The following is a 15,437-nucleotide window of genomic DNA, read 5'->3' as shown; positions in this document are numbered from 1 at the left end:
TGCACCTGATCAGGGTGTAGGCACTGCTTTCTAAATACGTTTATTAAGTAAGCTCCTCAAACATTAATTCGCATTATTTAAGTAATCATTTTTCGCATATTAAAGAGGAATTTGTTATGGCACTGCGCCCCCTGACCGAAGAAGAACGCGCCGCTGCGCGCGAGAAGGCCAAGCAGGCACGTACCGTTCGTGCCGAGGTTAAAGAGGCTATTAAAAACCGCGAAACAAGCATCGCTGACGTGTTGAAACGTTCAGAAACAGACGAGGCTGTGAGTAGACTAAAGGTAACGGATTTGCTGATGGCTCTTCCCAGTATCGGAGAAGTACGCGCAGAGGCTATCCTTAAAGAACTTAACATCGCGCCGTCCCGCCGCCTCAGAGGGCTGGGAATTCACCAGCGGCGCGCTCTGGTTGAGTACCTGCAACGATAGACAGCGAACAAAGGTAGAAACCATGACTGAGAACCATAAGCCTACTCTGACCGTGCTGGCTGGGCCCACCGCTGTGGGCAAGGGAACCGTCTCCCAGTACATTCGCGAAAACTACCCGCAGGTGTGGTTCTCAGTCTCCGCTACTACCCGTGATCCCCGCCCCGGCGAAGAAGAGGGCGTGCACTACTACTTTGTCTCTGACGAAGAGTTCGACTCCATGGTGAACAACCGCCAGATGCTGGAGTGGGCTAAGGTTCATAACTCCTACCGCTACGGCACCATGCGCTTGCACGTTGAAAACGCCCTGAAGTCGGGCAAGAACGTCTTGCTGGAAATCGACCTGCAAGGCGCTCGTCAGATTCGTAACAGCATGCCCGATTCGACCTTTATCTTCCTGGCGCCCCCGAGCTGGGAAGAGCTGGTACGCCGCCTGACCGATCGTGGTACCGAAACCAAGGCCCAGCAGGAGCAGCGCTTGGATACAGCCAAGATTGAACTTGCTGCGGAACCCGAGTTCGACCACACCGTGGTCAACGACTCGGTGGAGCGGGCGGCCCAGGAAATCATTGAGATCATGGGTCTTAAATAGAGGCTTATTCAAGAGGTCCCACAAGGCAGCCCGAGCGCGTCGGGTCAACTGGCATCGGGGCTGGGGTTTAAGGGAGGTTGACCCGCGCGCTCGGGCTGGCTAACCCACCTTTTGAAATAGGTCTAGAGTCTCTGAACCTAAAGTCTGGTGGTCTTGTGATATGGTCAAGACCACCAGACTTTTCATATGCGAATCCCTCGCGGTTCGATATAATCTAACCTTGTCTTGTGCAATCGCTGAAGAGCGCTTCAGAACCGATTGTAAGTGATCAACATATTGGAGTATTCGTGGCTAACGCACACAATGAAGAAGGAATCATCAACCCCAGTGCAGACTCACTGATTGGTAAGGCCGAGTCTAAGTACGGTCTGGTGATTTTCGGTGCTCGTCGTGCCCGCCAGATCAACGCTTACTACTCACAGCTGCATGACAACCTCTTTGAGCATGTTGGCCCTCTGGTTGAGTCTGAGCCCAACGAGAAGTCCCTCTCTGTGGCCATGCGTGAAATCAACGAAGGCCTGATTGAGGCTCACCATATTAAAGACGGTAAGTTCGACGAAAACGGCGACCTCATCCACGAGGAAGAGGCATCTGCTTTCTTGACCGGTGACTTCTACGCTGAAGAGTTCGGTGAAGAGCCCGTGGTTGAATTCGTCGATGCAGACGCTGAAAACAACGAGTAAACAAACTTAGAGAATCTAGCAATGCGTATTGTTGTTGGAATCGGAGGGGGTATCGCTGCCTACAAGGCAACGGTGCTCCTTCGTCTTTTCTCCAAGGCTGGTCACGATGTCGTGGCTATGCCTACCGAAGCGGCCCTGGAGTTTGTGGGTAAGCCCACCTTTGAGGCTCTCAGTGGCAACCCCGTGTCGAGCTCGGTGTTTGAGCGGGTACCCCAGGTTAACCACGTGCGTCAGGCTGAAGAAGCCGATGCCGTGGTAATTGCTCCGGCAACTGCCGACCTCATGGCGCGATTGGCCCAGGGTAGGGCCGATGATCTTCTGTCTGCTACCGTGCTGACCACCCACGCGCCGGTTATTCTTGCCCCCGCTATGCACACGCAGATGTGGGAGCATCCGGCGACGGTGCGGAACGTGGCGACCCTGCGCGACTTTGGCTACCACGTGATTGAACCGGCGGTAGGTCGTTTGACCGGCCCGGACTCGGGTGCAGGCCGACTTCCTGAGCCCGAAGACATTTTTGAAGAGGCTATGGCTTACCTGGGGCTAGAGTCTGCCTCCCAGGGTGCCTCTGACCCCAAGCCCCTTGCAGGACGCCGCGTGGTGGTGACCGCCGGCGGAACTCGGGAGCCGCTGGACCCTGTTCGTTTTTTGGGTAACCGTTCCTCGGGCAAGCAGGGAATCGCAATAGCCGACCAGGCGCTTCAACTCGGTGCCGATGTCCTGCTGATTCACGGTCACATCGAGGTGGAGGTTCCTGCCCACCTGACCACCGTAAGCATCTCAACCGCCGACGAGCTACGCGATGCCGTGCTTGAGTACTCAGCCGGGGCTGACCTTCTGGTGATGGCCGCCGCTGTGGCCGACTTCAAGCCCGCAGATTATGCCGAGTACAAAATCAAGAAGACCGAGCACAGCGACGACGCCCCGGTAATTAGGCTGGTGCGGAACCCCGATATTCTCAAAGAGACGGTGGTGCGCAGACAGCAGAACCCCGAGCTTGGCCCCACCCTCATTGCCGGTTTCGCGGCAGAAACCGGGTCTGCCGAGCACACGGTCTTAGAGCTGGGCCAGCAGAAACTGCAGCGGAAGGGCTGTGATTTTCTGGCGGTCAATACGGTGGGCCTCAGCCAGGGCTTTGGCGCTGAGGAAAACGCGCTGACCGTTTTGAGCTTGGACGGCGAGCAACCTTTTGAAACAAGCGGTAGCAAAGCTCAGGTGTCGCGGGATCTCCTGCTACATATAGCGAAACATTTTGACGAAAAGTAATCGCCTGTCTGTCGACAGCGAATGATTGTAAAGTAGAGACGTGACTTCATCTAATACTTCTCATCTGCGGTTGTTCACCAGTGAATCTGTCACTGAGGGACACCCCGATAAAATCTGCGACCAGATTTCAGACTCCATTTTGGATGCTCTGCTAGAGAGAGACCCCGACTCAAACGTTGCGGTTGAAACCATGGTTACCACCGGCCAGGTTCATGTTGCCGGTGAGGTATCCACCAAGGCATATGTGGATATCCCGGCAATTGTGCGTCAAACTATTTTGAACATTGGCTACAACTCATCGACCCACGGTTTTGACGGTGAGTTCTGCGGCGTCTCCGTTTCTATCGGTGAGCAGTCGCAGGATATCCACGATGGTGTATACACATCGTTGGAGGCCCGCACCGGTTCTGAGGATGCCCTGGACTCCCAGGGTGCTGGCGACCAGGGCATTATGTTCGGCTACGCCACCAATGAGACCGAGTCGCTGATGCCGGCTCCTATCTGGCTGGCCCACCGGCTCTCGGAGCGTCTGACCGAGGTGCGCAAGAACGGCACCCTGCCCGACCTACGCCCCGACGGCAAGACCCAGGTGACCCTCGGTTATGACGGCGATCGGCCGGTGACCGTGGATACCGTGGTGGTTTCTTCCCAGCACGCCCGTGGCTACGACCTCAAGCAGCTTGAAGCCGACATTCTGGAACACGTGATCAATCCGGTGCTAGCTGATATTGACCTTGATGTTTCCGAGGCCAAGTTTATTATCAACCCCGCAGGTCAGTTTGTTCAGGGTGGCCCCGTGGGTGATGCCGGTTTGACCGGCCGCAAGATTATCGTTGATACCTACGGCGGCTTCTCCCGCCACGGTGGCGGCGCTTTCTCCGGTAAGGATCCTTCTAAGGTTGACCGGTCGGCAGCCTACGCTATGCGCTGGGTTGCCAAGAACGTGGTGGCAGCCGGTCTGGCTGACCGGGCAGAGGTTCAGGTTGCCTACGCCATTGGCAAGGCGGCCCCCGTTGGCCTCTACGTTGAGACCTTCGGCACCGAAAAGGTAGACCCGGTCAAGATCGAGAAGGCTATCCGTGAGGTCTTTGACCTGCGCCCGCTGGCCATTATTCGTGACCTTGAGTTGCGTCGTCCTATCTACGCCAAGACCGCAGCCAACGGCCACTTCGGCCGCAACGAACCCGGCTTCACCTGGGAACGCACCAACCGCGTAGATGCGCTCAGGGCAGCGGTTAATGCATAATAGATAAACTATGACTGCTCAAGAATCCCCTCAAACCGATCTGTTTGAGGGGATTTCTGACTTAAAAGCTCCGCAGACTCTGGGCGGGCGCGAAGTGGCCTCCCAGTATCCGGTGGCTCAGGTGGTTCTTGAATCCGATGTGCCCCACCTTGACCGTCTCTTCGACTACCTCGTGCCTGCTGATCTCGACGAGCTCGCCCAGCCCGGCACCCGTGTTCGGGTGAAGTTCGGTGGGCAACGCATGAGTGGCTACCTGCGCAACCGTGTCGAGACCAGCGGTTATGCGGGGAACCTGAAGTTTCTTGAACAGGTGGTTTCACCTATTCCCGTGGTGCCGCCGGAGACCTTTGAACTGGGCGACCTGCTTGCTGCCCGGTGTGCCAGTGTGCTCTCCAATGTGCTACGGCTGGCTGTTGTTCCGCGGATTGCCAGCGTGGAAAAGCCCTATCTTGCCGCCGACTATCAACCGCAGCCACCTGCTCGGCTCGAGCCGGTTGACCTGAACGTCTTTGAATTCTACGAGGGGGGTATGAACTTTGCGCAGGCGCTCACAGCGGGGCAGGCACCACGGGCAGTAATGACCGTTCTTCCCGGCTCTGCTCGGTCTAGCTGGGAAGACATTCTCGCCCGCTCTCTGGTGGCTGCGGCAGCTACGGGCCGTTCTGCTATCGCCGTGGTGCCCGACTACAAAGACCTAGCCCGGTTGGAAAAAGCCCTGGATCGGCTGGTGGGTGCAGAAGCGTATGCGACCCTGACCGGCCACCAGAAACCCGCCGACCGCTACCGCAGCTACCTTCGCGCTCTCTACGGTGAGGTTCGGATTGTGGTGGGCACCCGCTCGGCCGCCTATGCGCCGGTGGAGAACCTTGGGCTGGTGGTGTGCTGGGACGACGGCGACTCCAACCTGGTTGAGCAGCGTTCGCCCTACTGCCACGTGAGGGACGTTCTTTTGCTTCGAGCCAGCCAGACAGGGGCGGCGGCGCTCTTTGCTGGCTTCGCGATGAGCAGCGAGGCCGCTCGGCTGGTCAAGACCCGCTGGGCTACCTATCTGGGGGCTCCCCGCCAGCTCCTACGCGAGCATACCCCCCACGTTCTTTCGACCGGTGACGACCTTCAGCTGGCCCGGGACCCCCTGGCAGCTGTAGCCCGAATACCGCACCTTGCCTTTAGCGAGGCTCGCAAGGCACTGGCCCGCGGGCCGGTGCTGGTTCAGGTCTCCCGTGCCGGTTACGTACCCACCTTTGCCTGTAGCCGCTGCCGAATGCCCGCCCGCTGTACTACCTGTCGGGGACCCCTGCGGCAGCAGGGGGCCAATGGCGTGATCTCCTGCGGTTGGTGTGGCCGGTTGGTGCACGACTGGCACTGTACCGAATGCGGCTTTGACCGCTGGCGCACCACCTCCGCCGGTGCCCTGCGCACCGCCGAAGAACTGGGCAGGGCCTTTCCCAATGTGCCGGTGGTTTCATCCAGCGGTGAGCATATTTTGACCGACGTGGGGCCCGAGCCCGCACTGGTAGTTGCCACCCCCGGGGCTGAACCGGTCGCCGAGGGCGGCTATGCGGCCGCCCTGCTGCTGGACGCCGACTCGATGATCCAAAGAGATTCCCTCCGTGCACCCGAAACAGCCCTCAGAAAGTGGCTGAACGCGGCAGCGCTGGTGCGCCCGCGCACCGCCGGGGGCACCGTCGTCATCACCGCGGGCCAGTCGATGGCGCTGGAAGCCCTGATTCGCTGGGACCCCACTCGTTTTGCCCTGTGGGAGCTGGAAGAGCGGGCGGAGCTCTCCCTACCGCCCGCTGTGCGCACAGCCTCCATCACCGGCACCGAACAGGCGGTTCTGGCCTTTCTTGAGCTGGCCCAGCTACCCGAGAGCGTGACGGTTCGCGGGCCGATTGAGGTTGAATCCTTTGGAGAGCAGGCCGAGCAAGAGCTCAGCCGGGCCCTGCTCTTCTTTAGCTATGCCTCAGCGGCCGAGGTCACCTCCCAGCTGCGGGCTACCCGAGCATCGAGTGCGGCGCTGAGGCTGGAGAGCGTCAATATCCGCTGTGACGGCCTGGATATTCTCTAGCTGAGGTTCTTGAGCAGGTTCAGCAGCTTCAGCGCTGAGTCTTGCCAGCTGAAGGCGGCGGCGTCCTCAAGGCCGGCGGCTATGATCTGCTTCTGAACATAGGGTTCCTCGAGAGAGCGCACCGCGGCCGCGAACTCTTCGGCAGAATCGGGGGAGCAGTGCAGGGCGTGGGGGGCGATTTCCCGGAAAATCTCGATGTTGCTGATGACGGCGGGGCAGCCCGCCGCCTGTGCCTCGACCACCGGCAGACCGTAGCCCTCATCCTGGGAGGCTGTGAGCAGGGCGGCGGATTCCGCTAGCAACTGAGCGTAGCGCTCGTCCGAAACCCCGTTCTCAAAGACCACGTTGGCCCCGGCGATTTTCTCTAGTTCCGCCCGACGGGCCGGCTGAATTTTTGAGAGCAGATGCAGGGTGTAGTCGGGGAGTAGGCGCATGGCGCCGATGAGGTTTTCCACGTTTTTATAGGGCATGAAAGAGCCCATATAAATCAGCTGCTTGGTGCGGGATGGGGCAGACTTCAGCGCTGCCTCCAGCGAAATAAGAGAGTTGCTCACGGGCGCGTTGGGAACCACAAAGAGGGGCTGGCGGGTGAGGCGGTGGCGGCGAATCAGCCCCGCGGTGGTCTGCGACACGGTTGCAACGGCATCAGCGCGGTTGAGCAGAAGTCTTTGGGGCAGAAAGCTCTTATGGAAGATGCGCCAGCCCCACTGCACGGGCTTGGGCAGAAAACTCGGCGGGGTGGGGTGGGCGTAGTAGATCAAATCGTGCAGGGTCAGTACCAGCTTAAACTTTCTGCCCAGGCTACCGATGGTCTGCATGGGAGAGAACACGACGTCGGGGCGGAAGCGGTTAAGTTGAATGCTGGCAAAGGGTTCCAGCGGCCCGGTGGGGGAGCAGATTTTTACGTAGGGTAGCTCCGGCAGCATGTGGAGCTGGCGGGGGTCAGAAATCGCCATGACCACGTCCAGCCCCTCGGCGGCAGGGTGCTCCGTCTCCATGAGCTCTTTCAGCGCTGTGAGTAAGGACGACGTGAAGCGGCTAATACCGTCGTGGAAACCGATGCGGGTGTAGCGGGCGTCAACGATGAGCTTCATGGTGTTTCAACCTTACTAACAGTCTCAGAATGAAAATCGGTCAGGAGGGTAGCGGCCCGCAGGGGAGTCTCGTAGTGAATCAGGTGGCCCACCGCAGGAATCAGGTCAAACCTGCCCTTCTTGAGCCCGGCAAACATTTGGTGCTGAAGCTCTAGGCTGCCCAGGTCATCTTTTTCCGCCACGATCATCTGCACGGGTTCGCGGATACCAGACGAGAATTCGGCGGCGGTGTGAGTGATAGAAGCCCGGTAGGCTTGCAGCACTGTTTCCCTCGACGAGAAGGCTCCAAAGTAGGCATCATGCTGGCCGTTAATAAATTTTCTCAGCTCGGGGTCGGAATTTTTCATCATGAACTCGCTGGATAGCCGGGTGACCAAACCCGAGCGCAGCAGGCGGAAGCCGAGCGGGGCAGGCAGCCGCGCCCCGGCGTCGTAATAGAGGGTCGCAAGGGCGGAGACAAGGCGCTGGTCGCCCTCGAGGGCGGGCTGGCAGATGGGGTTAATGAGGCTGAGTGCGGCCACAAAACCCGGGCGGGCGTTGAGCGCGTAGGAACAGATAATGGAGCCAAAACTGTGGCCGACCAGGTGGACGGGCTCCCGGGGCGCAACCGCGCCGACAAAGTCAATCAGCCAGGAGGCATAGGTGCTCACCGTGTGCTCTGCACCGGGAATCGGCTCGCTTCTTCCGAAACCGGGAAGATCGGGGATAATCACCCGAAAGCTACCCAGGCCGGCGGCGATGAGTTCGAGGCCGTGGTGGTCACCGCGGAAACCGTGGATGAGCACCAGGGGAGAGCCCTGGGGGTTACCGTATTCCCAAAAGCGGGTGCGGGCTCCCTGAATCATTATCTCCCGCATGGTACCGCCGGAATACTCCCGCGGCACAGACTCAAAAATTGGCTGCTGACTGGCTAGCGCGCCGTCCATTGACTTCCCCTTCCGAAACCATAGCTAGATAAAACCCTAGCAGTATGTTCTGGGTAACCCGGTCACGAATAACAGCTGGCTCAAATTCGCGATAGACTGGAAAGAAAATCGTGGACACCACGGAGCTTCCGTGCGCCCCGATGCGTGCACATAACACCAACAGACCTGAAGGAAATACCGCTGTGTCAGCTGAGGTAGAACCTACCGCATCCACCGAGTCGACCTACGACTTTAAAGAAATCGAAGCCAAGTGGCAGAGCTATTGGGAAGACACCAAGATCTTTGAACCCACCCTTGACGAGGGTAAGGAACGCCGCTATGTGCTAGATATGTTCCCCTACCCTTCGGGTGACCTACACATGGGCCACGCTGAGGCTTTTGCGATTGGTGATGTGACCGCCCGTTTCTGGAAGCAGCAGGGCTACGACGTGCTGCACCCCATTGGCTGGGACTCCTTTGGTCTGCCGGCTGAAAATGCGGCAATCAAGAACAACACCCACCCCAAGGAGTGGACCTACAAGAACATTGAGACCCAGGCGGGCTCCTTCAAGCGCTACGGGATTATGGTGGACTGGTCACGCCGCCTGCACACCTCCGACCCCGAGTATTACAAGTGGACCCAGTGGCTCTTCCAGCAGTTCTACAAGAAGGGCCTTGCCTACCGCAAGTACTCTAAGGTGAACTGGTGCCCCAAGGATCAGACCGTTCTCGCCAACGAACAGGTGGTCAACGGTGCCTGTGAACGCTGCGGCACCACCGTGACCAAAAAAGACCTCAACCAGTGGTACTTCAAGATTACCGACTACGCCCAGGAACTTCTGGACGACATGAAGCAGCTCGAAGGCCACTGGCCCGAGCGGGTGCTGGCCATGCAGAAGAACTGGATTGGCCGTTCTGAAGGCGCTGAGGTTCGCTTTGACGTGGAGGCCGGCGGCGGCAAGGAAGCCACCGACATCACCGTCTTTACCACCCGCCCTGACACCCTCTACGGCGCAACCTTCTTCGTGGTGGCGGCTGACTCTGACCTGGCTCTAGAGATTGTTGCCGAAGAGCAGCAGCAGGCCCTGGAAACCTACCGCGAGCAGATTAAGGCGCTCTCCGATATTGAGCGCCAGTCGACCGAACGCGAGAAGACCGGCGTCTTCACCGGCCGCTACGCTATTAACCCTCTCACCGGCGCCAAGCTGCCGATTTGGGCTTCTGACTACGTGCTCTCTGATTACGGTACCGGCGCTATCATGGCTGTTCCTGCCCACGACCAGCGCGACCTCGACTTTGCCAAGAAGTTCGATATTCCGGTGGTCACCGTGGTCGACACCGGCGAGGAAGACCCGGCTGAAACCGGCATTGCCACTGCCGGTGACGGAAAACTCATCAACTCCGGTGAGCTGACCGGCCTTTCCAAGGCCGAGGGTATTGCCCGGGCGATTGAGATTGTAGAGAAGGCAGGCACCGGTGAGGGCAAGACCATCTACCGCCTGCGTGACTGGCTGCTTTCCCGCCAGCGTTTCTGGGGAACCCCCATTCCCGTCATCCACTGTGAAGACTGCGGTGAGGTTCTGGTTCCCGAAGACCAGCTGCCCGTGCAGCTGCCCGACAACCTTAAGGGTGAGGATTTGGCGCCCAAGGGCCAGTCGCCCCTGGCAGCCGCTTCCGACTGGAACACCGTAGACTGCCCCCAGTGCGGCAAGCCCGCCAAGCGGGATTCCGATACCATGGACACCTTCGTGGACTCCTCCTGGTACTTCCTGCGCTTTGTCTCTCCCCGTTTTGACCAGGGCCCCTTCGACCCCGAGGCCATGCGCCAGTGGGGTGCGGTCGATATGTACGTCGGCGGCGTCGAGCACGCCATTTTGCACCTGCTCTACGCCCGTTTCTTCACCAAGGTGGTGCGCGACCTCGGCCTGATCGAGCACGGCGAGCCTTTCAAGGCACTGATGAACCAGGGCCAGGTGCTCAACCAGGGCAAGGCAATGTCTAAGTCGCTGGGCAATGGCGTTGACCTGGGCGAACAGCTTGACCGGTTTGGTGTGGACGCCGTGCGCACCACCATGGTCTTTGCCTCCCCGCCCGAGGACGACGTCGACTGGGCTGACGTCTCGCCCGGCGGCGCCCAGAAGTTCCTGGCGCGCGCCTGGCGCCTGGCCAATGACGTTGCCAGCCAGCCCGGTGTTGAAGGTGCCAGCGGCGATGCCAAGCTGCACCAGCTGGTGCACCGCACCATCCACGAGGCCACCGAGAACGTTGAGAACGGTAAGTTCAACGTGATGGTGGCTAAGACCATGGAGCTGGTCAACGCCACCCGCAAGGCAATCGATTCAGGTGCCGGTGCGGCAGACCCCGCAGTACGCGAAGCTACCGAAGCCGTAGCGATTCTGCTCTCCCTCTACGCCCCCTACACCGCAGAAGACATGTGGCACAAGCTGGGCTTTACCACCCCGGTGCTGGCAGCGGGGTGGCCCGAGGTTGACCCTGCCCAGCTGGTCGATGACACCGTGACTGCTATCGTTCAGATCAAGGGCAAGGTCAAAGACCGCCTGGAAGTCTCCAAGGATATTTCCGAGGCAGACCTTGAGAAGGCCGCTATGGAGTCAGAGGTCATCCAGAAGCTACTGGAGGGCCAGGAAATTCGCAAGGTAATCGTGCGAGCACCCAAGCTCGTGAACATCGTGATCTAGTAAGATAGCCGAGAACGCGGGGCTGGAACCAACCGGCTCCGCGTTTTCTGTACCGCCAAACGTCTGTACCAGCAAAGGAAGTCTATGAGCTCCGTAGCCATTGTGACCGATTCGGGCGCAGCCATTCCCGATGAGCTTCTTCAGACCCTGCAAGCTGACGGCGGTCTAGAGGTGGTGCCCATGCCGGTGACCATCGGGGAGCGAACCTTTGACCAGAATCAGGGAACCTCGGTCTTTGACGAAATCGTGCTGGCCCATGCGCTGGGCCAGCAGGTGCAGACCTCTTCACCGGCGCCCGGTGCGTTCTCCGCTGTCTACCGGAAACTAGCTGCCCAGGGCTATTCAGCGGTGGTCTCTATCCATCTCTCCTCTGAGCTATCCGCCACCTATAATTCGGCGCGCATAGCCGCGGAGGAGGCCCCGATTCCCGTGTTTGTGATTGATTCGGGCACGGTCTCCTTTGCCTACGGCCAGGTGGTCTGCGGGGCCGTTGAACTGGCCCGGCAGGGTATTTCGGCTACCGAGTTAGCTGCAATTGCTCTTGAGATGTGCGAGAACAGCACCCTCTTTTTTATGATTCCAACCCTCGATGCCATTCGCCGGGGCGGCAGGGTGCATCCCGCCCTAGCTCGGGTGGGCCAACTGCTTCAGATTCGACCGGTGGGAACCGTGGAAAATGGCAAACTGGTCTACCTCGAACGCCCCCGCAGCCTAGAAGCAGCCCAGCAGATTCTGGCCGAGCTCACCGAAACCGAAGTGCAGCGGCGTCATCATTCACCGGCGGAAATGGAACACCGCCGCACCCCGCAACCCAGCGGCCGTCTCAGCGCTGTGCAGTTCTGCGGTAACGACTCTCAGGCTCAGACCTTTGCCGCCGATTTGCAGTTGGCGGGGGAGCAGAGCCCCCTGATTTCACCCCTGCCACCCGTACTTTCTGCCCACACGGGGGTGGGGGCTCTGGCCATCATCATTTACTAGGCTTTCTTCTGTAGCTGGGCACATGTGATTAACTCGTGCACCGAAAACCTGTGGATTGCGAAAAAATCCCGGGAGTTATCCACAGATTCTGGGGCGGGCCTTTCTTCGCTTCTTCGGAGCCTTATCGTGGTGGCATGAGAAGAGATGATGTCACTGATGTTTGGGATCCGCCCAGCCTTGAGTTAGAGCGCCGGAGGCTAGCCCGGCGCAGGCGGGAGATAGGTGCAGATGAGGACGCCGCCGCTAGCCGGGGCGAACGCACCGGTGGGCAACTTGCCGACCTACCGCCGGCGGCCGAAGATGAGCAGGAGGTTCTTTCCTCTCGCAGGGTGGTGCGCTGGAAGCTACCGGCCTCCCTGCTGGCGGTGGTGGGAGCCCTGATTCTGGCTCTGACGGTTTTTAGTTTTGTCTCCAAGAGCGGGCAAGACTCCCGAATCGTGGCTGAGCTACCCAGCCAGCAGGGAACACCGGCGTCAAGTGGGCAGGACGAAGCCCCGGTATCGGTCAGCGAAACTTCCGCTGAAGCCGTTGCGGCCAGTGCCTGGGTGCACGTAGCGGGAGCGGTTACCCACCCCGGTCTCTATGAGGTGGACGGCGATGCCCGCCTGTCCCAGGCGATCGACGCTGCCGGTGGTCCCGCTGAGAAGGCAGACCTCAACAGGGTCAACCTGGCGGCCCACGTTCAGGACGGCCAGCAAATTTATATACCGGAGGTGGGGGAGACGCTTCAGTCTCCACCGCTTGACGCACCCGAGGCTAGCCCTGCCGGTACGGACCTGGTTGCCGGTGAGGCGGGCGCTCTTGTTAACCTCAATACCGCCAGCGCCGAGGAACTGGAAACCCTGCCGCGGGTTGGCCCAGCCACCGCGGAGAAAATCATTGACTGGAGAGAAGCCAACGGGGGCTTTCAAACAGTTGAAGAGCTAGACGCTGTACCCGGTATCGGCCCCGCCATGCTTGAGGCTCTGACGCCCCTGGTGACGGTATCATGACTGCCCAGCTTGTCTGGGCGGGGCTGGGCAAACGGTGGAGGGAAGACCGCCGCCGTCGTGACCATCGATTAGAGCTGGGCTTTCATACCGATATGAGACTTGCGGGTATCGCGGTGGTTTTGTGGTGCTGGACTGCTCTGGGCTTTGCCCGACACTGGCAGCTCGGCCAGCACGTCTTTGAGCTGGCCCTAGCCCTGATTTTCACGGTCGCGTTAGCGTTCCTGGGATTGGCTCTAGGGCGAAAGGGACTAGCCACCGTGGTGGCGGTCTGCTGCGCCGTCGTCCTACTCCAAACTAGCAATGTCGAAGCCCGCAATATAGCCGAATCCAGCAGGGCGCTCTGGGCTCTTGAGGGCCAGCAGGTGCGCATCAGGGGCACAGTGACCCAGGCCCGGAAAATTGATGCCACCACCCAGCTGGTGACGGTTCGTGCCGATGAAGTGCAGTATCGCCAGACCCGGGCCCCTCTCAACCGATCCATCACTTTCTTCAACGAGCAGTCGCAAGTGGTTGCGGGCGGGGAGATAGAGGTGCTCGGTGAGGTTCGCACCGAGGCCAGCCGAATTACTCTGGCGAGGCCCTGGACTAGGTCGCAGGAGCAGGCTGAACCTAAAATTCTCAGCTTCAAAAATGATTTATCCGCCTATTTACAGCAGCGAATCGGCAGCGACCCCGCCGCGCTCACCCTGGGCCTAGCCTACGGCGACGACTCTCTCCTGGGCGATACCGCACGGGAGAACTTCAAGGTTTCTGGGCTGACCCACCTCACCGCGGTCAGCGGCTCTAACATCTCGCTGATTTTTGTGCTGGCCTACAGAGCCCTACAGTATTTCAGGATTCCTAGGAGGTTCATTATCGGGGTAGCTCTACTTTCAACCCTGCTCTATGCGGTTTTTGTGGGCTGGGAAGGCTCGGTGATTCGTTCCTGGACCATGGGTAGTCTGGGAGCGTGGGCCCTCGTGCTGGGGCACGGCAAAAATATCACAGCGGTTCTCTCCACCACCGTCACCGCCCTGCTGCTGGCCTTGCCCGAGCTTGCCCTCAACCTGGGTTTTCTTCTCTCGTCGCTAGCCACCGCAAGCCTCATCTTGCTGGCACCGGCGCTGGCTAGACTGATTGCGGTTTTCCTGCCCCAGCCTCTCGCAGAGCTGCTGGCTATACCCAGCTCGGCAACTATCTGGTGTACCCCGGTACTTATACCCCTGCAAGAAAAAATCGGTTTCTACTCGGTCTTTGCCAATATGCTAGCTACTCCGTTAGTCCCCGCGCTGACTCTCTGCGGCCTGTTGCTGGCCCTGGCCTATCTGACCGGTCTCGGTACTCTAAGCGATCTGCTGGCAGATCTTGGGCAGAAGCTGGCTCAGCTGCTTCTTCACATTGCCGAGTTCTTTGCAAGGGCTCCGGGCGCCTCCCTTGAGGTGGAGCATCCGCTTCAGGCGAGCCTTCTTGCCCTGTTACTGGCAGTTCTGGTCAGCGGCGTAACCGTGGTGGCTGATTTTCTTCTCTTCGGCAAGCCCAGCACTTCAGTCTTCGAACGGAAGTCTCTTTCCCTATGACCAGTCATTTTTATCAGCGTGAGCAAAGAAAGTTCCCGTGGAGCGTCATTCTGGCGATTCTGCTGGTCTTGCTCGCCTGCTATCTTCTGCTTCGTACCGCACCGGACCATCGGGCCGATTCCCGCTGGCAGCTGGTGGTTTGTGATGTGAGCCAGGGCAGTGCGGCCCTGGTACGCACGGGCGAGGCTTCGGCCCTGGTGGTGGATACGGGGGAGAAGGACGGTGCTCTGCTGGCCTGCCTGGATTGGGCGGGGGTGGAGGCGGTCGATGCCGTATTCCTTTCTCACTCCCACGCAGACCACACCGGCGGTTTGGGTGCGGTGGCCCAAAGAGTCTCCTCTCAAAACTCGCTTGAAATTTTCTGCCCGCAGGCCATGGGTGCCAACTGTTCCAAGGAATCGCTGGCTTCGGGAGCGCTTTCCTTCGCTTCCACCCAGAACCTCGTGGCGGGCCAGCACCTGACAGCGAAAAACACGAGTATCGATGTGCTGGCACCGCAGGCAAACGAGACAGACAGCAACCCGAATGCCAGCTCCCTGGTTCTGAGCGTTTCGCTAGGGGCCCCTGATGACCAGGGCCACTTTGAGGCTCTTCTGCCTGCTGATTCTGAAGAGGAAACCCTCAACCGTGCCCTTGCCGCCAGCTCCATTGACGAAGAAACAGATCTGCTGGTGCTGGCCCATCACGGCTCAAGAAATTCGGGAACCGACTATATCAGTGAATCTACTGCTCAAATCGCCGTGGTTTCTGCGGGAAAGAACAACAGCTACGGGCACCCCCACCAAGAAATCGTTGATAGCCTGCGTAGAAAACATATTGAGCTACTCTCCACCGCAGAGAGCGGTCACCTCGCTTTCTATCTCGAAGACCAGCAGCTGGTAGCCAGTCCCCAGAGAAAGGAATAGCGATTCCGTGAGAAGATAGGGAGTT

Annotated in this window: 13 protein-coding genes; 11 read left to right on the top strand and 2 right to left on the bottom strand. The window is 59.4% G+C overall.

The window, feature by feature from the left end; genetic code table 11:
* The first annotated feature begins 116 nt into the window (after positions 1-116).
* The 6 genes from mihF to IEV00_RS01570 all read left to right on the top strand — a co-directional run bounded on the left by mihF (position 117) and on the right by IEV00_RS01570 (position 6,283).
* The gene (gene mihF / locus IEV00_RS01595; protein WP_188358589.1) at positions 117-431 is read left to right on the top strand and encodes an integration host factor, actinobacterial type; all 315 of its coding nucleotides are present in this window, start codon (positions 117-119) and stop codon (positions 429-431) included.
* A gap of 22 nt (positions 432-453) precedes the next feature.
* Positions 454-1,020, top strand: a complete 567-nt coding sequence (gmk, locus tag IEV00_RS01590) for a guanylate kinase (RefSeq protein WP_188358588.1) — start codon at positions 454-456, stop codon at positions 1,018-1,020.
* Between the two features lie 287 nt (positions 1,021-1,307).
* A complete protein-coding gene (gene rpoZ / locus IEV00_RS01585) occupies positions 1,308-1,703 on the top strand; it encodes a DNA-directed RNA polymerase subunit omega (protein ID WP_188358587.1) in 396 nt (131 codons plus the stop codon).
* Between the two features lie 21 nt (positions 1,704-1,724).
* On the top strand, positions 1,725-2,969 hold the full coding sequence (coaBC, locus tag IEV00_RS01580; protein WP_188358586.1) for a bifunctional phosphopantothenoylcysteine decarboxylase/phosphopantothenate--cysteine ligase CoaBC: 1,245 nt from the start codon (positions 1,725-1,727) through the stop codon (positions 2,967-2,969).
* 40 nt (positions 2,970-3,009) lie between these two features.
* Positions 3,010-4,215, top strand: a complete 1,206-nt coding sequence (gene metK / locus IEV00_RS01575) for a methionine adenosyltransferase (RefSeq protein WP_188358585.1) — start codon at positions 3,010-3,012, stop codon at positions 4,213-4,215.
* Between the two features lie 10 nt (positions 4,216-4,225).
* The gene (locus IEV00_RS01570; RefSeq protein ID WP_188358584.1) at positions 4,226-6,283 is read left to right on the top strand and encodes a primosomal protein N'; all 2,058 of its coding nucleotides are present in this window, start codon (positions 4,226-4,228) and stop codon (positions 6,281-6,283) included.
* Here the strand turns inward: IEV00_RS01570 and IEV00_RS01565 are convergent.
* Together IEV00_RS01565 and IEV00_RS01560 are read right to left on the bottom strand one after the other, a co-directional pair.
* Entirely contained in the window at positions 6,280-7,377 is a 1,098-nt protein-coding gene (locus IEV00_RS01565) for a glycosyltransferase family 4 protein (protein ID WP_188358583.1), read from the bottom strand. The two genes, IEV00_RS01570 and IEV00_RS01565, sit on opposite strands and share 4 nt — an antisense overlap.
* Entirely contained in the window at positions 7,374-8,303 is a 930-nt protein-coding gene (locus IEV00_RS01560; protein ID WP_188358582.1) for an alpha/beta fold hydrolase, read from the bottom strand. The genes IEV00_RS01565 and IEV00_RS01560 overlap by 4 nt, the downstream gene beginning before the upstream one ends.
* A gap of 140 nt (positions 8,304-8,443) precedes the next feature.
* Here IEV00_RS01560 and leuS point away from each other — a divergent pair, with 140 nt between their 5' ends.
* The 5 genes from leuS to IEV00_RS01535 all read left to right on the top strand — a co-directional run bounded on the left by leuS (position 8,444) and on the right by IEV00_RS01535 (position 15,412).
* Positions 8,444-10,981, top strand: coding sequence for a leucine--tRNA ligase (gene leuS, locus IEV00_RS01555; protein ID WP_188358581.1), 2,538 nt, complete (start codon positions 8,444-8,446; stop codon positions 10,979-10,981).
* Between the two features lie 84 nt (positions 10,982-11,065).
* A complete protein-coding gene (locus IEV00_RS01550) occupies positions 11,066-11,959 on the top strand; it encodes a DegV family protein (protein WP_188358580.1) in 894 nt (297 codons plus the stop codon).
* 134 nt (positions 11,960-12,093) lie between these two features.
* The gene (locus IEV00_RS01545) at positions 12,094-12,951 is read left to right on the top strand and encodes a helix-hairpin-helix domain-containing protein (protein ID WP_188358579.1); all 858 of its coding nucleotides are present in this window, start codon (positions 12,094-12,096) and stop codon (positions 12,949-12,951) included.
* A complete protein-coding gene (locus tag IEV00_RS01540) occupies positions 12,948-14,507 on the top strand; it encodes a ComEC/Rec2 family competence protein (RefSeq protein ID WP_188358578.1) in 1,560 nt (519 codons plus the stop codon). Before IEV00_RS01545 ends, IEV00_RS01540 begins: the two co-directional genes overlap by 4 nt.
* Positions 14,504-15,412 carry a ComEC/Rec2 family competence protein gene (locus IEV00_RS01535; protein WP_188358577.1) on the top strand — a complete coding sequence of 303 codons (909 nt, stop codon included), beginning with the start codon at positions 14,504-14,506 and terminating at the stop codon, positions 15,410-15,412. Before IEV00_RS01540 ends, IEV00_RS01535 begins: the two co-directional genes overlap by 4 nt.
* The last annotated feature ends 25 nt before the right edge of the window (positions 15,413-15,437 follow it).

The sequence above is a fragment of the Rothia aerolata genome, from assembly GCF_014635585.1.
GTDB classification, from domain to species: Bacteria; Actinomycetota; Actinomycetes; order Actinomycetales; family Micrococcaceae; genus Rothia; species Rothia aerolata.
Note: the sequence above shows the minus strand (reverse complement) of the source record. Positions and strands in the feature narration are given on the sequence as shown.